The organism is Pseudomonas oryzihabitans, from assembly GCF_014522265.1.
Classification (GTDB): domain Bacteria; phylum Pseudomonadota; class Gammaproteobacteria; order Pseudomonadales; family Pseudomonadaceae; genus Chryseomonas; species Chryseomonas aestiva.
Map to the genome: position 1 here is coordinate 3,311,450 of NZ_CP017024.1, position 17,444 is coordinate 3,328,893.

At 65.9% G+C, this 17,444-nt stretch carries 18 protein-coding genes and 2 pseudogenes; 11 read left to right on the forward strand and 9 right to left on the reverse strand.

Annotated elements, in window-relative coordinates:
• Positions 1-221: 221 nt before the first annotated feature.
• The 3 genes from yghU to BGI51_RS15270 form a co-directional block, all read right to left on the reverse strand.
• Positions 222-1,055 (reverse strand): glutathione-dependent disulfide-bond oxidoreductase, encoded by an 834-nt coding sequence (yghU, locus tag BGI51_RS15260; RefSeq protein ID WP_187978863.1) that lies wholly within the window; start codon positions 1,053-1,055, stop codon positions 222-224.
• Positions 1,056-1,167: 112 nt separating this feature from the next.
• The gene (locus tag BGI51_RS15265) at positions 1,168-2,070 is read right to left on the reverse strand and encodes an AraC family transcriptional regulator (protein ID WP_187978864.1); all 903 of its coding nucleotides are present in this window, start codon (positions 2,068-2,070) and stop codon (positions 1,168-1,170) included.
• A gap of 140 nt (positions 2,071-2,210) precedes the next feature.
• A complete protein-coding gene (locus BGI51_RS15270) occupies positions 2,211-3,374 on the reverse strand; it encodes a GNAT family N-acetyltransferase/peptidase C39 family protein (protein WP_252977096.1) in 1,164 nt (387 codons plus the stop codon).
• Positions 3,375-3,642: 268 nt separating this feature from the next.
• Here BGI51_RS15270 and BGI51_RS23545 point away from each other — a divergent pair.
• Positions 3,643-3,986: pseudogene (locus BGI51_RS23545) on the forward strand (RimK-like ATPgrasp N-terminal domain-containing protein); the annotation flags it as partial.
• 429 nt (positions 3,987-4,415) lie between these two features.
• Complete coding sequence (locus BGI51_RS23550) at positions 4,416-5,006, forward strand: ATP-grasp domain-containing protein (protein ID WP_252977301.1); 591 nt, start codon at positions 4,416-4,418, stop codon at positions 5,004-5,006.
• A gap of 121 nt (positions 5,007-5,127) precedes the next feature.
• Here the strand turns inward: BGI51_RS23550 and BGI51_RS15280 are convergent, their stop codons facing one another.
• Positions 5,128-5,325, reverse strand: coding sequence for an SEC-C metal-binding domain-containing protein (locus BGI51_RS15280; RefSeq protein WP_007159125.1), 198 nt, complete (start codon positions 5,323-5,325; stop codon positions 5,128-5,130).
• A 1-nt stretch (position 5,326) separates the two neighbouring features.
• On the reverse strand, positions 5,327-5,809 hold the full coding sequence (locus BGI51_RS15285) for an LEA type 2 family protein (protein ID WP_187978865.1): 483 nt from the start codon (positions 5,807-5,809) through the stop codon (positions 5,327-5,329).
• 169 nt (positions 5,810-5,978) lie between these two features.
• Between BGI51_RS15285 and BGI51_RS15290 the strand changes: the two genes are divergently transcribed.
• Positions 5,979-6,539 (forward strand): hypothetical protein, encoded by a 561-nt coding sequence (locus tag BGI51_RS15290; RefSeq protein WP_187978866.1) that lies wholly within the window; start codon positions 5,979-5,981, stop codon positions 6,537-6,539.
• Between the two features lie 12 nt (positions 6,540-6,551).
• On the opposite strand, the gene BGI51_RS15295 is transcribed toward BGI51_RS15290, so the two are convergent.
• Complete coding sequence (locus BGI51_RS15295) at positions 6,552-7,025, reverse strand: YchJ family protein (protein WP_187978867.1); 474 nt, start codon at positions 7,023-7,025, stop codon at positions 6,552-6,554.
• Position 7,026: 1 nt separating this feature from the next.
• A complete protein-coding gene (locus BGI51_RS15300) occupies positions 7,027-7,524 on the reverse strand; it encodes a DUF6231 family protein (RefSeq protein WP_187978868.1) in 498 nt (165 codons plus the stop codon).
• Positions 7,525-7,659: 135 nt separating this feature from the next.
• Here BGI51_RS15300 and BGI51_RS15305 point away from each other — a divergent pair, with 135 nt between their 5' ends.
• The 4 genes and pseudogenes from BGI51_RS15305 (at position 7,660) to BGI51_RS15320 (ending at position 12,289) form a co-directional block, all read left to right on the forward strand.
• Positions 7,660-8,319 carry an OmpA family protein gene (locus BGI51_RS15305; RefSeq protein ID WP_187978869.1) on the forward strand — a complete coding sequence of 220 codons (660 nt, stop codon included), beginning with the start codon at positions 7,660-7,662 and terminating at the stop codon, positions 8,317-8,319.
• 90 nt (positions 8,320-8,409) lie between these two features.
• Positions 8,410-8,670: a DUF1145 domain-containing protein gene (locus BGI51_RS15310; protein ID WP_133859564.1), complete on the forward strand. Its 261-nt coding sequence runs from the start codon at positions 8,410-8,412 to the stop codon at positions 8,668-8,670.
• A gap of 135 nt (positions 8,671-8,805) precedes the next feature.
• Positions 8,806-10,950, forward strand: coding sequence for an ATP-dependent DNA helicase DinG (gene dinG, locus BGI51_RS15315; protein ID WP_187978870.1), 2,145 nt, complete (start codon positions 8,806-8,808; stop codon positions 10,948-10,950).
• 194 nt (positions 10,951-11,144) lie between these two features.
• A pseudogene (locus BGI51_RS15320) lies at positions 11,145-12,289 on the forward strand (serine hydrolase domain-containing protein).
• A gap of 9 nt (positions 12,290-12,298) precedes the next feature.
• Here the strand turns inward: BGI51_RS15320 and BGI51_RS15325 are convergent.
• Positions 12,299-12,892, reverse strand: a complete 594-nt coding sequence (locus BGI51_RS15325) for an NYN domain-containing protein (protein ID WP_133859562.1) — start codon at positions 12,890-12,892, stop codon at positions 12,299-12,301.
• Positions 12,893-13,116: 224 nt separating this feature from the next.
• Complete coding sequence (locus BGI51_RS15330) at positions 13,117-13,536, reverse strand: hypothetical protein (protein ID WP_187978871.1); 420 nt, start codon at positions 13,534-13,536, stop codon at positions 13,117-13,119.
• Positions 13,537-13,815: 279 nt separating this feature from the next.
• Between BGI51_RS15330 and BGI51_RS15335 the strand changes: the two genes are divergently transcribed.
• The 4 genes from BGI51_RS15335 (at position 13,816) to BGI51_RS15350 (ending at position 17,394) form a co-directional block, all read left to right on the forward strand.
• The gene (locus BGI51_RS15335; RefSeq protein WP_187978872.1) at positions 13,816-14,661 is read left to right on the forward strand and encodes an OmpA family protein; all 846 of its coding nucleotides are present in this window, start codon (positions 13,816-13,818) and stop codon (positions 14,659-14,661) included.
• An 80-nt stretch (positions 14,662-14,741) separates the two neighbouring features.
• Complete coding sequence (pdxH, locus tag BGI51_RS15340) at positions 14,742-15,389, forward strand: pyridoxamine 5'-phosphate oxidase (RefSeq protein ID WP_187978873.1); 648 nt, start codon at positions 14,742-14,744, stop codon at positions 15,387-15,389.
• Between the two features lie 133 nt (positions 15,390-15,522).
• The gene (locus tag BGI51_RS15345) at positions 15,523-15,987 is read left to right on the forward strand and encodes a hypothetical protein (RefSeq protein ID WP_133859558.1); all 465 of its coding nucleotides are present in this window, start codon (positions 15,523-15,525) and stop codon (positions 15,985-15,987) included.
• Positions 15,988-16,173: 186 nt separating this feature from the next.
• Positions 16,174-17,394, forward strand: a complete 1,221-nt coding sequence (locus BGI51_RS15350; RefSeq protein WP_187978874.1) for an aspartate aminotransferase family protein — start codon at positions 16,174-16,176, stop codon at positions 17,392-17,394.
• Positions 17,395-17,444: the final 50 nt, after the last annotated feature.

The window sequence follows — 17,444 nt, forward strand, 5'->3', positions numbered from 1 at the left end:
CTGGGCCTGGTGGCGAGAGGGCTTTTCGAGCAGGCGCTCATCTGCATCACCCTGGCAAAAAATCGGGATCAACTGTCGCCCCTTTCGTAGCAGCAACTGTCTTTATCGCGGCCATGGCGGTCCGCCGATGCGGCCGCTCCTACGGAAACATCAAGCCTCTGTAGGAGCGGCCCATGGCCGCGATCAGCGAACCCAACGGCTCCGCTGACGTCTACCCCGCGTCAATCCAGGTCGGCCGCCGAATGCCGCTCGGCCAGTTGCTCGCCCGGCTCGCCCCAGGTGCGATTGACCCGCCGACCGCGCTGCACCGCCGGCCGTGCGGCGATGGCCTGGGCCCAGCGCTGCACGTGGGTATAGTCCTGCACCGCGAGGAATTCCGCGGCGTTGTACAACTGGCCCAGCACCAGGTTGCCGTACCAGCTCCAGATGGCGATGTCGGCGATGCCGTAGTCCTCGCCGGCCACGTAGCTGCGCTCGGCCAGCAGGCGGTCGAGCACATCGAGTTGGCGCTTGGCTTCCATGGCGTAGCGGTTGATGGGGTATTCGAGCTTTTCCGGCGCATAGGCGTAGAAATGCCCGAAGCCGCCGCCGAGGAAGGGCGCCGAGCCCATCTGCCAGAACAGCCAGTTCAGCGTCTCGGTGCGACCGGCGTGATCCTTCGGGATGAAGGCGCCAAAGCTGTCGGCGAGATAGAGCAGGATGGCGCCGGACTCGAAGACGCGCAGCGGCTCGGCGCCGCGCCGATCCACCAGGGCCGGGATCTTGGAATTCGGATTGATCTCGACGAAGCCGCTGGAAAATTGCTCGCCCTCGCTGATGCGGATCAGCCAGGCATCGTATTCGGCGTCGCCATGTCCGGCCGCCAGCAGCTCTTCCAGCAGGATGGTCACCTTCATGCCGTTGGGCGTGCCCAGCGAATACAGCTGGAAGGGATGCTCGCCGACCGGCAGCTCCTTGTCGTGGGTCGACCCGGCGATGGGGCGGTTGATGCTGGCGAAGTTACCGCCGGAGGTGGTGGGGGTCCAGACGCATGGGGGCGTGTAGGGTTCGCTCATGGTGGCTCTGTCCTCGGTCGGCACGGATGGGTAGTTCGATCATAACCGAACTTTGCGCCAGGTCTGTTCAGTGGCTCTCACGCTGGCAACAAACCGGATCAAGGAAAGCCGCTCAGGCGTTCTGTTCGGTCAGGCGCTGCACCGTCAGGCTGCGGTACTGGCGCGGGGTCATGCCCTTGAGCTGGTGGAAGCGTCGATTGAAGTTCGAGATGTTGTTGAAGCCGGCCTCGAAGCAGATGTCGGTGACCGGCATGCTGCTGTGGGAGAGCATCTCGCAGGCCTTGCTGATACGCAGGCTGTTGACGAATTCGACGAAGGTGCGCCCGGTGGCCTGGCGGAAGAAACGCGAGAAATAGGTGGGCGTCATGCCCAGGTGCTCGGCCACTTCTTCCTGGGTGAAATCACGCTGGTAGTGATCGAAGATGAAATTCAGCGCCCGGTTGGTGCGATCCACGGCCTGCTCGCTGGCCGTGGCCGGCTCGACGCTGCCCGACAGCAGCTGATAGCGCTCCGAGGTGGCCAGTGCCTCCATCAGCACCAGGAAATGACCGAGTCGGGTGGCGCCGCCGCTCTCCGAAATCTGTTGCAGCAACGCCTCGGCGCGGGCGATCAGCTGCGGATCCTGGAATTCGATGCCGTAGCGGGCGCGCTCCAGCAGCGGCGCCAGGCCGCTGAGTTCGGGAAACACCGCGGTGGCGTTGTCCACCGTCTCGTTGGTGAAGTTGACCAGCATGTCGCGCTTGGCCACCACCTCGCCCTCGGCGACGCGGCTGATCCAGTTGTGCGGCAGATGCGGACCGGTAAGGAAAAGGCTGCCCGGATAGAAGTTGCCGATGTAGTCGCCGATGAAGGCGGTCCCCGAACTGGCCACGATCAGGTGCAGCTCGTATTCCTTGTGGAAATGCCAGCGCACCAGCGGGCAGGGAAAGCCATGCTCCCGATAGATCACCGAGTGACCGCTCAGGTCCTCCATCAATTCGTAGGAGGGATTGCGCTTGCGCAAGGACTGACTCATCGACCGCCCCGTGATTCTTGTTGGCCTTGATCCTGGCCCTGTTCGGCGTCCAGTACAACCCCGGGTTCAGCCGGCCCTTCGGTCCTGTACGAAAAGTGCCTGCGCTCGGTGATGCTTCGTTGAAAAAGGCTTCGGAATGCTCATTTACCACTCGTAAACTCCGCTTCCTCAGTCTTTTTCGCCTCGCCTGACCTTCGCTCGGCGACTTTTCGTACAGGACCTAGGATCACCGCTGCGCGCAGCTTGCCGCGGCCGAAGCGACTCATCTTGTCGAACTCGGCGTGGGACACCGGGATGTGCTGGCAGTCCAGTTCGCGGCGGTGCTGGCTGTGGTCGACATCGGGATCGTGCAGGTAGACGAAGTCCTCGTCGCAGTCGGTGACCAGCACCCAGTGCGGTCCCTTGGCCTTGGTCAGCCGGAAGGAGCTGATCAGCACCAGCGGGAAGGCGCCCTGGTTGACCCAGTGGGCGATGTCCAGGCGCGTCCGGTAGAGGCGCTCGATGGGCGATTGCTTGATCTCGGCGCTGAAGTCCTCGTGCACCAGGCGCATGACCTCCTTCTTTTCTTCGCTGCGTACGCCGTCGAGGAACAGGGGGCCCCGGGTATTGACCTGCAGCGTGACCCTGAAGCCCCGGCGCAGCGCGGCCAGGGCCAGGCCATGGGGGCCGCAGCCGCCGTGCCCGGCGGTCATGTAGATGGTGGTGGCTTCGCGCCACAGCCGCAGTTCCTCGCGGCGCTCCAGCGGGCGACCAGGCTGCAGGGCGCCCATGGCCATCAGCAGGCTGGCCGGGCCGCAGGTGAAATCGGTGGTCTGGCGATAGAAGGGCACCGGGCGCGCCTGGCCTTCGCGCGGCTGGCGGATGCGCTTCTCGAAGCGCAGGGCCTGGCTATGGTCCTCGTAGTAGTCCTCCACCGTGGCGAAGGGCAGGTAGCCGTTGCGCTCATAGAGAGCGATGGCGGCGGCGTTGTCCGGCCGGACCTCAAGGCGCAGGTAGGCGCAATCGCGCTCCACCGCCTCGGCTTCGGCAGCCTCCAGCAGCCGCTGGCCCAGGCGATGGCCGCGCGCCGCGGGGTCGACGGCGATGGAATAGAGCCGCGCCAGCGAGGTGTTCTGGTGGAACAGCACCAGGGCGTAGCCCGCCACCTGGCGGTCGTTTTCCGCCAGGATCAGCACGGCGTTCGCCCGGGTGAGCATGTAGTGGAAATTGCGCCGGGAAAGGCGGTCATAGCTGAAGCAGCGCGCTTCCAAATCGACCAGCGCCGCCAGATCATCCAGCCCGGCGGGCCTGAGTGTGAAACTCATCGCGAAGGATTCTCCTGGAGCAGAGCGGGCAGCCTGGCATGGTTAAGCAACGGTTAATAGCACCCGCGTTACAACAGTTGGAGTGGTCCGGCGGCATCCGGGTTTCCGCCGGGACCACGCCCCGCAACCAGGAGGTCCAGTGAGCAAGCTGTATATCGTCGTGGAACGCAAGGAAGACTGGTCGTCCTACTATCCCAGCGAAGACGTCATCACCGCCCAGGAATACCTGGAACAATCCAACGAACAGGACAATGGCAAACGCGTGCAGGTGATCAATCTCTGCCGCAGCCAGAAGTACCTCGGCCACGGCTACTACTGCTCGCTGCTCGCCGAAGCCCGGGGCACAAGGTCATCCCCTCGGTGCGCACCATCAGCGAACTGGCGCGCAAGTCGCTCTATGGCCTGGCGCTGGAGGACCTGGACAAGCTGCTGACCAAGGCGCTGGCCGGTCATCCCTATGGCAGCGCCGACGGCTTCACCCTCACGCTCTATTTCGGCAACACCGACATCGCGCCCCTGCAGGATCTGGCGCGCCAGGTGTTCGAGGCCTTTCCCTGTCCACTGCTGCTGGTGGAATTCCGCCGCGATCGCGCCGGCTGGCACATCGGCGGCCTCAAGCTGGGCAGCATCCACAAGTTGCACGAACAGCAGGAAGATCAATTCGCCAACGCCCTCGACGGCTTCAGTCGCCGCGTCTGGCTCAAGCCGGGGCGGCGCGAAAAATACCGTTTCGACCTGGCCATCCTGCACGACCCCAAGGAAGCCTTTCCGCCGTCAGATGCCAAGGCGCTGAAGAATTTCGTGCGCGTCGGCAAGCACCTGGGGCTGGACGTGGAGCTGATCGAAAAGAAGGATTACGCACGGCTGGGTGAATTCGACGCCCTGTTCATCCGCGAGACCACCGCCATCGACCACCACACCTATCGCTTCGCCAAGAAGGCCGAAAGCGAGGGCCTGGTGGTGATGGACGATCCACGTTCCATCCTGAGATGCACCAACAAGGTCTATCTGGCCGACCTGCTGCGCGCCCACAAGCTGGACATGCCGGCGACCGAGATCCTCTACAAGGACAATCCCGGTCAACTCGAAGACCTCGGCGAGCGCCTGGGCTTTCCGCTGGTGCTGAAGATCCCCGACGGCTCCTTTTCCCGCGGCGTCATCAAGGTCGAGGACGCGGCGCAGCTGCGCAAGGCCAGCGCCGAACTGTTCGAACGCTCGGTGCTGCTGCTGGCCCAGGAGTTCTTCTACACCGAATACGACTGGCGCATCGGCGTGCTGAACCAGGAGCCGATCTTCGCCTGCCAGTACTTCATGTCCAAGGGGCACTGGCAGATCTACGACCACAGCGCCAGCGCCACCGAGGTCAGTGGCGATTTCCGTACCCTGGCAGTGCAGGACGCGCCCCATGCGGTGGTCGAGCTGGCGGTACGCACCGCCAACCTGATCGGCGATGATCTCTATGGCGTGGATCTCAAGCAGGCGGGCGACAAGCTGGCGGTGATCGAGGTCAACGACAATCCCAACATCGATTGCGGGGTCGAGGACCTGGTGCTCAAGGACGATCTCTACGCCCTGGTGCTGGAGGAATTCATCCGGCGGCTGGAGTCGCAACGCGGCGGACAGCCCTGGTAACGCGCCAGGGTCGCGGAGGGGTAGGTTGGGTTGAGACGGCGCTATTGTCGAAGCCCAACCTGGCAGGTTCGACCCAGGCTGTTGGGCTTCGCTGCGCTCAGCCCAACCTACCGGGAAGTGCTCAGGCGCCGTGGCACTTCTTGAATTTCTTCTCGCTGCCGCACGGGCAGGGATCGTTGCGACCCACTTCCTTCAGCGGATTGCGCACCGGCTCCTGGGCCGGGCCATGGTTGCAGTGCGGGCCGTGCACATGGTGCGCATGGCCATGATCGTGGTCATGGTCGTGATTACAATCGGGACCGTGGACGTGTTGGTTCATCTCATAACTCCGGGATGTAGGCGCCAGGCACGAACTGCCCCTGGCGAGAAAAATGGACGCTGCGCCCGAACAGCCAGCCGGTCTTCACCCGACCGCGCAGCCGATAGTTGATCGGCTGGTTGGGGTCTTCCAGCATGCGACCGACGTCCTTCACATAGCGCCACAGATTGGTCTGCACCGGCACTGAGAAGCTGCGCTGACCGTTGGCCGGCACCGACGAATGCAGGTTGGCGGTCCCCTGGGACAGCAGCAGATCGTTCAGGTAGACGGTATAGGCCAGGCTGCGCACGGGCAGGGTGCTGTCGTTGGGATTCTGGACGCGGAAGTGCAGCACGAAGTCCTGGCTCCACAGCCGTGCGCGGATCAGCTCCACGCCGGTCAGTTCGACCTGGGGCTCCTCATAGTTGCGCCCGATGTAGGTACAACCGCCAAGGCTGCTCAGCAGGACGCCGAGCAGGGTGATGAACAAGGCCTGGCGAAGCATGCGGCACTCCCGTTTTCTGCGCAGTTTAACAAGCACCGATTGCTGCACAAGTCGGGGCCGCTTCGGCACAGGCTAACAAAAAAACGCCTGGGCCAGGCGACCGTGCGGACTGGACCCCTCCGGCGCGACGTTGCATCCTGCAGCTCTTGCCGTGACCGAGGAGGTCGTCATGTCCGCTGTGCTCTATGAAATCGCCTTCCAGGGCGAGCTGGTCGCTGGCGCCGATGCGCAGCAGACCCGACAGAATCTGATGCGGCTGTTTCAGGCGGATGAACAGCGCATCGCCGTGCTCTTCTCCGGTCGCCGCATGATCATCAAGAATCGTCTCGACGCCGCCACCGCCGAGCGCTATCGCGCCACCCTGGCCCAGGCCGGGGCGCGGGTCGAGGTGGCGCCCATGGCCGAGACGGGCGAGCCGGCTGCGGCACCCGTCGAGACCCAAGAGCCAGCCGCCACCGCACCTACCGCCGCGTCTGCCGCCGAGCGCGGGTCGCTGTCGGTCGCGCCCCGGGATGCCGTGATGGCGGCCTTCGTCGATGTCCAGGCACCGGATTTCGGCCTGGCTCCGGTGGGCGCCGATCTCCAGGACGAGGCCGCACCGGTAGCACCGTCGCGGGTCGATCTGTCGCACCTGAGTCTGGCGCCGGTGGGCAGCGACCTGGGCCCGGCCTCCGAGCCACTGCCCGTGGCGGTCCCGGATACCGATCACCTGACGCTGGTCAGGGAATAGGCGCGGTCGGCGCTACAGGAAGCCGGCGCAGCACTTCTTGAACTTGGCGCCGCTGCCGCACAGGCAGGCGTCGTTGCGGCCTGGCAGGGGTCTGGCGGTCGGATCGAGAAAGTACCAGCGCCCCTCGCGCTGGACGAAGCCCGAGCGCTCTTCATGACGATGTGCGCCGCGCCCATCCTCCCAGCGCGCCACGAAGCTGACCCGCGCATGGTCAGGATCGCCGGGCTCGGGGCGATGCTCCAGTACCTGCAGACCCTGCCAGCGACTGCCCAGACTCCAGGCCGTCAGCGCTTCCCTGTCCAGCAGCGCCTGCTGCGCGGGGGCCGTGGTGGCCACGAGATAGTCGATCAGCCCCAGCGCATAGGCGCTGTAGCGCGAACGCATCAGGCGCTCGGCATCGGGCGCCGGCGTGCCGGCATGAAAGGCGCCGCAACAGTCGCCAAGCGACAGGTCCGAGCCACAGGGGCAGGGGGCCATGGAATGCATCTCACCACCAGTACTTGCCGAAATTCTGCGGATTGGCCCAGAACCGGGCATTGAGCCAGTCCGGGACCTGCTTGTAGTCGTGCAGATCATAGCTGAACAGGGTGACTACCTGGCCGTCCCGGGCGAAGCGCTCGCTGGCCTGCAGGGCCAGGGCGTAGAAATCCGTCAGCTGCCATTCGCTGGCGGCCAGGTCCACCAGCACGGCCAGCCGCGAGGTGTTGAGGTTGCGCAGGCCGCCGAGCAATTCGCGGCCCGTTCGCAGCGGCAGATGTTCCAGGCAATCGGCGAGGATCACCAGATCGTAGCGTTCGGCCAGTAGGCTCGGCTCGTCCAGGGGGACCGCGGCCTGCACCAGCTGGCAGTGGGGATGGGCCTCGGCATAGGCCTGCAGCGCCGGTAGCGGCTCACGCGCGACGCAGAGCAGACGTGCCGGGCGATGATGGTCGAGCAGGCTTGCCAGAGCCTGTTGCGGGGTACGGGACGAGAATATGTTTGCCATTAAGGGAACCCTAATCAAATCGCGATTGACTAAGCAACCAGCGTTGTCAAGATGTGTACGCCACCATTAGTCTGACAGCGCACTACAACGAAAGACGAGCCTAACTCGCGGTACCTGGTCTATAGGAGACCCTTCATGAGCAAGAGCATCGCAAGGACAGCTTTACCCCTCATCCTGGCAAGCACCGTGCTGGCCGGTTGCGCGGGCGGCGTACAGAAATCCGATTGGCCGGTGTGCGCTGCGGTCGGCGCCCTGGTCGGCGGTGCGGCCGGCGCTACCCAGAGCGGTAACGTCGCCGGCATGGCGGCCCTGGGCATAGGTACCACCGCTGGCGCCTATTGCTGGGTGCACGGCAAGGGCAACGAGCAGGTCGCCCGCATGGAGCCCGCTCCGGCCCCGGCTCCGGCGCCCGCACCGGCTCCCGCGCCGGCACCGCTGCCCAAGCAGGAAGTGATCACTGCGCGTGATCTGCACTTCGCCTTCGATTCCGCCGAAGTCAGTCCGCAGGATCGTGCTCAGCTCGACGGTATCGCCGGTCGTCTGCGTGGCGAAGCCGCCAGCACTCGTCTGTCGATCACCGGCCATACCGACAGCAAGGGTACCGACGCCTACAACCAGCGTCTGTCCGAGCGTCGCGCCAAGTCGGTCAGCAACTACCTGGTCCAGGCCGGTGTGCCGGCAGCCAGCATCGTCTCCGTGAAAGGCATGGGCGAGCGTCAGCCGATCGCCACCAACGAGACCGCTGAAGGCCGTGCCACCAACCGCCGCGTCGAAATCCAGATCGACCGCGAGTGATGCATCGGCGGCGGACCTAGGTCCGCCGCCTTTACTTTTTCCGGCTCCAGGCGTTATGGTCCGATCCATCTCGTCCTCCTGCTGGAATCCATGAAAACCCTGTCCCTCACCGGCAAAGTCCTCCTCCTGCTGTTCTGGCTCGCCGCAGCCGCCGCTGTCGCCCTGCCTCTCGCTCGCCCGTTCCCCCAATTGCTCGCCCTGGTCGCCCTGGCCCTGCTGCTGCTGCACCTGGGTGAAGTCTTCGCCAGCCGTCGTGCCCTGCGCCTGCGCCGCCATCCCTGGCTCGATCGTCTGAGCCTGCTGATCTTCGGCGCCTTTCATCGGCTGCCGCCCCAGCTGCCGGGCGCCTGAGCGGCCTGCGACCTCAACGTCGGGCGCATCCTGACGACAGGCGCGTTATCATAGCGCCCAAGATCCATTACTGTAGATGCATACAGTGCTCGTCCGCCGGACGGGGCGCTGCTTTGCCATCGCCCGGAACCAGGCATGCTCAGCACCGAACTCAAGACCCAGATCCAGGGCGCCTACACGCGTTTCCTCGAAGCCAAGTCGCTCAAGCCACGCTATGGCCAGCGCCTGATGATCGCGGAGACCGCCAAGGGCCTGGGTGGCATCGCCCAGGACGAGGAGGGCCATCGCGAAGGCGAGCCCGCCGTGGTGGCGGTGGAGGCGGGTACCGGTACCGGCAAGACCGTGGCCTATGCCCTGGCCGCCATTCCCGTGGCCAAGGCGGCCGGCAAGCGGCTGGTGATCGCCACGGCGACGGTGGCGCTGCAGGAGCAGATCGTGCACAAGGACCTGCCGGACATCCTGCGCAACAGCGGACTGTCCTTCAGCTTCGCGCTGGCCAAGGGCCGGGGGCGTTACCTGTGCCTGTCCAAGCTGGACATGCTGCTGCAGGAGGGTCAGGCGCAGAACGCCACCGCCCAGCTGTTCGCCGAGGATGGCTTCAAGATCGATGTGGACGAGGCGTCCAACGAACTGTTCGGCAAGATGATCGAGCGCCTGGCCGGCAATCGCTGGGACGGTGATCGTGACAGCTGGCCGGAGGCCATCGAGGACGTCCAGTGGTCGCGCATCACCACCGACCATAGCCAGTGCACCAATCGTCACTGCCCGAATTTCCAGCAGTGCGCCTTCTACCGGGCGCGCGAAGGCATGACCAAGGTCGATGTCATCGTCACCAACCATGACCTGGTGCTGGCCGACCTGGCCCTGGGCGGCGGCGCCATCCTGCCCGATCCCCGCGACACCCTCTATGTGTTCGACGAAGGCCACCACCTGCCGGACAAGGCCATCGGCCACTTCGCCCACTTCACCCGGCTGAGATCCACCGCCGAGTGGCTGGAGCAGATCGCCAAGAATCTCACCAAGCTGCTGGCCCAGCATCCGCTGCCGGGTGATCTCGGTCGCCTGGTCGAGCAGGTGCCGGAGCTGGCGCGGGAGATCCGCACCCAGCAGCAGTTCATGTTCACCGCCTGCGAAGCCCTGGCGGATTTTCGCGCGGGCGAGGACATGGAAGGCCGCGAGCGGCCGCGGCACAGATTCGTCGGCGGGGTGATCCCCGAAGACCTGCGCGAGATGGGCATCGAGCTCAAGAAGGGCTTCGCCAAGCTTACCGACCTGTTCACCCGCCTGACCGAGATGCTCAAGCAGGCCATGGATGGCGAATCCAGCATCGGTCTGGCCAGCTACCAGGCCGAGGAGTGGTATCCGCTGTTCGGTAGTCTGCTGGCGCGCGCCCAGGGCAACTGGGAGTTGTGGACGGCCTTTACCTGCGAAGACCCGGAAGACAGCCCGCCCATGGCGCGCTGGATGACCCTGGCCGAAACGGGTTCGCTGTACGACATCGAGGTCAACGCCAGCCCCATCCTCGCCGCCGAGATGCTGCGCCGTCACCTGTGGAACGTCGCCTTCGGCGCCCTGGTGACTTCGGCGACCCTGACCGCCCTGGGCACCTTCGACCGCTTTCGCATGAGATCCGGCCTGCCGCGCTCGGCGGCCACCGCCGTGGTGCCCAGTCCGTTCCGTCACGCCGAGGCTGGGGTGCTGCGGGTGCCGGATCTCAAGGCCGATCCGCGCAACGCTGCCGAGCACACCGCGGCCATCGTCCGCGAATTGCCGGCGATGCTCGAAGGCGCGCGTGGCGCCCTGGTGCTGTTTTCCTCGCGGCGGCAGATGCAGGACGTCTTCGACGGCCTGGAACGGGACTGGCGCAAGCGGGTGCTGATCCAGGGCAACCTGTCCAAGCAGGAGACCCTGAACAAGCACAGGAAGCGTGTCGACGATGGCGAGGCCAGCGTGCTGTTCGGCCTGGCCAGCTTCGCCGAGGGGGTCGACCTGCCCGGCGCCTATTGCGAGCATGTGGTCATCGCCAAGATTCCCTTCGCCGTACCCGACGATCCGGTGGAAGCCGCCCTGGCCGAGTGGATCGAGGCGCGCGGCGGCAATCCCTTCATGGAGATCGCCGTGCCCGACGCTTCCTTGCGGCTGATCCAGGCCTGCGGTCGGCTGCTGCGCACCGAGCAGGACAGCGGCACCATCTCGCTGCTGGATCGCCGTCTGGTGACCCAGCGCTACGGCAAGGCCATCCTCAATGCGCTGCCGCCGTTTCGGCGGGAGATTCAATAAGAGGTGGCCCTGGCTGCGACAAGCCGTAGGTTGGGCTGAGACGGCTCTATCGTCGAAGCCCAACAGATCCGGCCCCGAGGCAACAGCTGTTGGGCTTCGCTACGCTCAACCCAACCTACCGCGACCTTTGGCAGTGGCCGTATCAGCGGACCGTCTGACCCACGGCGCCAGCGCATCACCCGTAAGGAAAACCCATGACCGTCCACGGCTATCACGACCTGAGATTCGAATCCGTCCGCGAGGCCTTCGCCGAGTTGTTGGCCGCCGGGCAGACCCGCGGGGCGGCGCTGTGCGTCCAGGTCGGCGGTGAAACGGTGCTGGATCTCTGGGGCGGCATGGCCGACAAGGACGGTCAGACGCCCTGGCACACCGATACCCTGCTCAATCTGTTCTCCTGCACCAAGGCCTTCACCGCGGTGGCGGCGCTGCAGCTGGTGGAGGAGGGCAAGCTGGCCCTCGATGCCCCGGTCGCCGAACGCTGGCCGGAATTCGCCACCGCCGGCAAGGCCGACGTTACGCTGCGACAGCTGCTCAGCCACAGATCCGGCGTCTCCGCCTTGCGCGAACGCCTGGCGGGTGACGCCCTGTACGACTGGGACACCATGACCGCCGCGGTCGCCGCCGAGGCACCCTGGTGGACGCCCGGCACCGCCCATGGCTATGCCCCCATCACCTTTGGCTGGCTGCTGGGCGAACTGATCCGTCGCGCCGACGGCCGTGGCCCGGGCGAGGCCATCGTGGCCCGGACCGCCGAGCGCCTGGGCCTGGATTTTCACATCGGCCTGCCGGCCAGCGAAGACGAGCGCGTCGCCCATATCGTGCGGGCAAGGGCGTGCTGGGCGATGCCGCTGCGCAGCGCCTGCTCAAGACCACCCTGAGCGACCCCGTGGCGCTGCCGACCCTGGCCTTTGGCAATCCAGCCGGGGTGCTCACCAGCACCAACAAGGCCGAATGGCGGCGCTTCCAGCAGCCGGCGGCCAACGGCCACGGCCATGCGCGCAGTCTGGCGGGCTTCTATGCCGGTCTGCTGGCCGGCGATCTGCTGGAATGGGAGACACTGAGCGAGGCTCTGGTGGAGCACAGTCAGGGCGAGGACCGCACCCTGCTCACGCCGACCCGCTTCGGGCTGGGCTTCATGCTCGACCAGCCGGACCAGGCCAATGCCACCTATGGTCTCGGCCCTCAGGCCTTCGGCCATCCGGGGGCGGGTGGCTCGACCGGCTTCGCCGATCCGGAGCGCGAGGTGGCCTTCGGCTTCGTCACCAATACCCTGGGGCCCTACGTGCTGATGGACCCACGCGCCCAGGCCCTGGCGCGCGCGGTAGGGGAGTGCCTCTAGGGCGGTCGGCTAGCGGGCGATGGCCGCCTCGATGTCCTTGAATTCGATCACCCGGACATAGGGCGCGATCTCGCCGCTGATGGAGAAGTGCGCGCCGATCACCGTGACCTCGACCCCTTCGTTTTCCACCAGGTACTGCACCACCTCGTGGAAATCGCCGTCGCCCGCCACCAGGTAGAGCTTCTTCCAGCCGCGCTTGGCATGGGAGCGCATCAGATTGAAGGCCAGGCCGACATCCACGCCTTTCTGGCTCTTGGTGGTGTACTGCTCGCCGGTCACCGGATGCAGGATCGGCCCGCCACCCACGGAGGCAGGCCATTCGTGGGCCTTGCTCTGCAGCCAGTACAGCTTGACCCTCAGGCCGGCGCCCTTGGGTGGGGCCGAGCTCAAGAACTTGTTGAAGCCGGTCTGGGCGATGGTGGGTGGGTCGCTATCGCAGTTGAAGTAGTAGGCGTCGCCTATGGGTTCGCCCGCATCCTCTTCAATGAAAAGCCGTAGCTTGAGATAGTCGAATTTCGCGCCATAGACCGAACCATTCCAGGCGCTCAGGGCATAGGCACCGTCGACAAACCAGGCGACGCCCGTTCGAGTTGTAGTTGCCATCGTATTGCTGGGACCAGGTTTTTTACCGTTGATGGGCGCACACCCGCACGCGGGATACGCGGCGCCTATTGTGGGCTTAATTCCCGGTTTGCGCCTCAGGTAACGAGAAGGGATTGCAAACGCCGCGACCTAGAGCGTCCGCCCGGGCGCGAAAGTGGCCCTGGATACCGAAAGACGAGCGCTTGATCGCCCTTTGTCAGATCGCTGGCGCTGGAGGCCGGAGGTCAGGTCGTTGTGGCTTCGCGCCCGTCATTGGCGTGGGGGGCATCGATGATCAGGGCGCTCTGCAGCAGGCGAATGCGCGGCGCCAAATGGTAGGCGCCATCGTCATCATGCCGCAGGTAAAGACGTTCGCAGCCCAGGCACCGCCATACCGTGCTCTGGTTGTAGGGATAGAAGCAGGGCGCGATGGGGGCGTCAGCTGACCAGTAGTGAGTGCCCGCCGGGTGGTACTCCGCGATGATGGCGTCTTCGGGGGCGTGACGTGCCAGGGTGCCGATCTGCGCGAACTCCGTTTCCCGGTAGCCCACCGGCCAGGCCGTCCATCCCGCCAGGTCCCGCCGCAGACAGCGACAGTCGCGGGTAATGGCTGCGGCGCTGGCGGCCAGACGCTCCAGGGTCGCGACATCGATGAGTCCTTCCATGCTCTCGCCTCCGGGCGGGTAGCCATGCCTTCAACGTAACCTTCGCTCGCCGCCAACCCATCAGCAGCGCCCTGGCAGCGATTCGCCTGGATCTTCCTTCGCTCGCTGCCAGGGGCACTGCCACTGGTCGGCACAGACGCAAATTTCGTGACTCGACCGCTTTGCCCGGCGTAGGTTTGCGGCCACAATCTCGAAACTACTTTAAGTTCACTCATGCCGCCGGCTCTGGCCGGGGCATTGATTCACTCTGTCCTCCGGCTCGCCGATGGGAAACTTTGCATGAAGCTGATCAAATCCACCACCCTCATTCTCTGCATGGGCGTATCCGCCTGCAGCTCCTTCCAGGGCACTGGCGACCAGGCCGCCGCGCCTGCCACGCCGGGCAATGCCCAGGCCAGCACCGCCGCCAGCGGCAGCCACTGGTGGTGGCCGTTCGGTGGTGGCGACCAGGCGGCCGCGCCGGCCAAGCCGGTAGCCAAGGCGGCCGAGCCCAAGGCCGAAGCCAAGGTCACGGCGAAGGCGCCCGCCGCCAAGGCCGAACAGGCCGCCGCGGCAGGCGAGAAGGGCAGTCGCTGGTGGTGGCCCTTCGGCAGCGAAGACGTGAAGCCCCTGGCCAAGGCGGAAGTGCTCAAGCCGGTACCGGTCAAGGTCAGCAAGGCCTGGCTGGATGAACACGAGCAGAAGCTGCGCGTCGCCGTGGCCGGCAGCAATGTCAAGGTCGAGCGTCGCGACGACGCCCTGGTACTGATCACGCCGGTGGACAGCTCCTTCAACCCGGATCGCGCCGAGATGCTGCTGCCGGTGATGCTCGGCCCGCTGTCCCGCTCGGCCAAGTCGGTGAGCGTCGATGAAGACAGCGCCGTCATCGTGCTGGGCTTCAGCGACAGCACCGGCGCCGCCGCGCTCAACGACAAGATCAGCCTGCAACGCGCCCAGGCCGTGGCGGCGATCTTCCGTCTCAGCGGCTACAGCGGCAATCGCCTGATCGTGCGCGGTCTGGCCGCCGCCCATCCGCGTGCCGACAACACCACCGCCGCCGGTCGTGCCGTCAACCGCCGCGTCGAGGTGCTGATCCAGCCGCGCGCGACCGTGCTGGCCAGCCTGCAGTCGCTGGCGGCGCGCTAGCGACAAAGCTTGTCCTGAAGCAGGCGAGCCGGGCGGGACTTGGTTAAGCTAGGTCGATACCGACCTAGCAGGAGACTTCCATGTCACCGTCCCTCGCCGATATGCGTCGCGACTACACCCGCGACGGCCTGACCGAAGCCCAGGCGCCCGCCGATCCCTATGCCCTGTTCGGGCAGTGGTTCGAAGAGGCGGTGCGTACCGAGCAGCCTCCGGTCGAAGCCAATGCCTGCTGGCTGGCCACCGTCGATGACCAAGGCCAGCCCCATTGCCGCGTGCTGCTGCTCAAGGGCGTCGATGCCCAGGGCTTCGTCTTCTATACCAATTACGACAGCGCCAAGGGGCAGCAGATGGCCGTGCAGCCGCGGGCGGCCATGACCTTCTTCTGGCCGGCACTGGAGCGCCAGGTGCGCATCGAGGGCCGGGTGGAACAGGTGTCCGCCGAGGAATCCGATGCCTACTACCGGGTCCGTCCACTGGGCAGTCGCCTGGGTGCCTGGGCCTCGCCGCAGAGCCAGGCCATTGCCGATCGTCACGAGCTGGAGCAGCGTCTGGCCGAGGTGCAGCGGCGCTTCGCCGACGGTGATCCCAGCCGGCCGCCGTTCTGGGGTGGCTATCGCCTCAAGCCCCAGCGCATCGAGTTCTGGCAGGGGCGTTCCAGCCGCCTCCACGATCGGCTGGATTACCAGCGCGTAGAGGGTGGCTGGCAGCGCCAGCGCCTGGCACCTTAAGGCGTTCGCAAGGTGCCGAGGTTACATTCGCCGGAAACCTCCCCGGACGCCCTGGGTCAAGGATAATAGCGATCTGCGCCCGTACCGCTGCCCGGTACGGCCAGTGTCTTTCAACTGCCCCTGGAGTTGCCCCATGAACAGAGTCCTTCAACTCGCCGCTTCCCTGACCGCCGTCGCCCTGCTGGCCGGCTGCGCCTCCGATCAGTCCGGCGACGTCTATTCGCGCGATGAGGCCCGGCAGGTGCAGACGGTCCGTACCGGTACCATCACCGCCCTGCGTCCGGTGACCATCGAGGGCACCAAGTCGCCCGTTGGCGCCGGGGCCGGTGCCGTGGTCGGTGGCATTGGCGGTAGCGCCATTGGCGGCGGGCGTGGCAGCTTCGTCACCGCCATCATCGGTGCAGTAGCCGGCGGCCTGCTGGGTGCGGCCACCGAAGAGGGCTTCACCAAGGCCAGCGGTGTCGAGATCACCGTGAAGGAAGACGACGGCGGCTCCCGCGCCTATGTGCAGGCGGTCAACAAGGGCGAGATGTTCCGCGTCGGCGAGCGGGTGCGCATCATGACCGTCAACGGCACCAGCCGCGTCGCGCCCAACTGATCTTCCGGACGTACCCGAAGGTACGTCCTCGCCCTTCCAGAGCGGGTGTCCGAATCGCTAGACTGCGAGTCGGACGCCCGTTTGCGTTTTCGCCCGTAAATAGTTGTCGCCTGGGCGCAATGCCGCGCCTGGAGGTCGTCCTACAATCCCCCTCAGTCACCGCCGTGATCGGCAGGAGAAATCCCGATGTCCGCTTCTCAACCCAATGTGCAACGCGCCGCCTTCGATGAGGTGATGGTCCCGACCTACGCCCCCGCCGCGTTCATTCCGGTGCGAGGAGAGGGTTCCCGCGTCTGGGATCAGGCCGATCGCGAATACGTCGACTTCGCTGGCGGCATTGCCGTCAGTGCCCTGGGCCATGGCCATCCCGCGCTGATCAAGGCCCTGACCGAGCAGGCCGGCAAGCTCTGGCACGTGTCCAACATCTACACCAACGAGCCTGCCCTGCGCCTGGCGCGCAAGCTGGTGGACCATACCTTCGCCGACCGGGTGTTCTTCGCCAACTCCGGTGCCGAAGCCAACGAGGCGGCCTGCAAGCTGGCCCGTCGCTATGGTCATGACGTCAGTGGCGGCAGTCGCTACGAGATCGTCGCCGCCACCAACAGCTTCCACGGTCGGACCCTGTTCACCGTCAGCGTTGGGGGGCAGCCCAAGTATTCCGATGGCTTCGGTCCCAAGATCGAAGGCATCCGCCACGTGCCCTACAACGACCTGGCCGCCCTCGAAGCCGTGGTTTCGGACAAGACCTGCGCGGTCATCCTCGAACCCATCCAGGGCGAGGGCGGCGTGCTGCCGGCCGACCAGGCCTACCTGGAAGGCGCGCGTCGCCTGTGCGACACCCATGGCGCCCTGCTGATCTTCGACGAGGTGCAGAGCGGGGTCGGTCGCAGCGGTCATCTCTACGCCTACCAGCACTATGGCGTGGTGCCGGACATCCTCACCACCGCCAAGAGCATCGGCGGCGGTTTCCCGCTGGCAGCCATGCTGACCACCGAGCAGGTCGCCCAGCACTTCAGCGCCGGCGTGCACGGCAGCACCTATGGCGGCAATCCGCTGGGCTGCGCCGTGGGCGCCGCGCTGCTGGACATCGTCGCCACCCCGGAAACCCTGGCCGGCGTCGCCGCGCGCCATCAGCGCTTTGTCGCCGGTCTGGAGCAGCTCAACGCCCGTTACCACCTGTTCCAGCAGATCCGCGGCCTGGGCCTGCTGATCGGCGCGGTGCTCAACGACAGCTGGAAGGGGCGCGCCAAGGACATCGTCACCGCCGCCAACGAGGAAGGCCTGATGATCCTGCAGGCCGGCCCGGACGTGCTGCGCATGGCGCCGAGCCTGATCATCGCCGAGACCGATATCGACGAAGGCCTGGCCCGCCTGGATCGCGCCCTGGCGCGTCTTACCCAAGGCTAATCTCCGGACGCGGGACGCGTACCGCTGGCATCCAAGGATGGATCCGTACA

Bases quoted from the DNA above. Each gene is read 5' to 3' on its own strand.
- yghU (WP_187978863.1), bottom strand. From the start codon at position 1,055: ATGAGCGAACCCTACACGCCCCCATGCGTCTGGACCCCCACCACCTCC.
- BGI51_RS15265 (WP_187978864.1), bottom strand. From the start codon at position 2,070: ATGAGTCAGTCCTTGCGCAAGCGCAATCCCTCCTACGAATTGATGGAG.
- BGI51_RS15270 (WP_252977096.1), bottom strand. From the start codon at position 3,374: ATGAGTTTCACACTCAGGCCCGCCGGGCTGGATGATCTGGCGGCGCTG.
- BGI51_RS23550 (WP_252977301.1), top strand. From the start codon at position 4,416: ATGCCGGCGACCGAGATCCTCTACAAGGACAATCCCGGTCAACTCGAA.
- BGI51_RS15280 (WP_007159125.1), bottom strand. From the start codon at position 5,325: ATGAACCAACACGTCCACGGTCCCGATTGTAATCACGACCATGACCAC.
- BGI51_RS15285 (WP_187978865.1), bottom strand. From the start codon at position 5,809: ATGCTTCGCCAGGCCTTGTTCATCACCCTGCTCGGCGTCCTGCTGAGC.
- BGI51_RS15290 (WP_187978866.1), top strand. From the start codon at position 5,979: ATGTCCGCTGTGCTCTATGAAATCGCCTTCCAGGGCGAGCTGGTCGCT.
- BGI51_RS15295 (WP_187978867.1), bottom strand. From the start codon at position 7,025: ATGCATTCCATGGCCCCCTGCCCCTGTGGCTCGGACCTGTCGCTTGGC.
- BGI51_RS15300 (WP_187978868.1), bottom strand. From the start codon at position 7,524: ATGGCAAACATATTCTCGTCCCGTACCCCGCAACAGGCTCTGGCAAGC.
- BGI51_RS15305 (WP_187978869.1), top strand. From the start codon at position 7,660: ATGAGCAAGAGCATCGCAAGGACAGCTTTACCCCTCATCCTGGCAAGC.
- BGI51_RS15310 (WP_133859564.1), top strand. From the start codon at position 8,410: ATGAAAACCCTGTCCCTCACCGGCAAAGTCCTCCTCCTGCTGTTCTGG.
- dinG (WP_187978870.1), top strand. From the start codon at position 8,806: ATGCTCAGCACCGAACTCAAGACCCAGATCCAGGGCGCCTACACGCGT.
- BGI51_RS15325 (WP_133859562.1), bottom strand. From the start codon at position 12,892: ATGGCAACTACAACTCGAACGGGCGTCGCCTGGTTTGTCGACGGTGCC.
- BGI51_RS15330 (WP_187978871.1), bottom strand. From the start codon at position 13,536: ATGGAAGGACTCATCGATGTCGCGACCCTGGAGCGTCTGGCCGCCAGC.
- BGI51_RS15335 (WP_187978872.1), top strand. From the start codon at position 13,816: ATGAAGCTGATCAAATCCACCACCCTCATTCTCTGCATGGGCGTATCC.
- pdxH (WP_187978873.1), top strand. From the start codon at position 14,742: ATGTCACCGTCCCTCGCCGATATGCGTCGCGACTACACCCGCGACGGC.
- BGI51_RS15345 (WP_133859558.1), top strand. From the start codon at position 15,523: ATGAACAGAGTCCTTCAACTCGCCGCTTCCCTGACCGCCGTCGCCCTG.
- BGI51_RS15350 (WP_187978874.1), top strand. From the start codon at position 16,174: ATGTCCGCTTCTCAACCCAATGTGCAACGCGCCGCCTTCGATGAGGTG.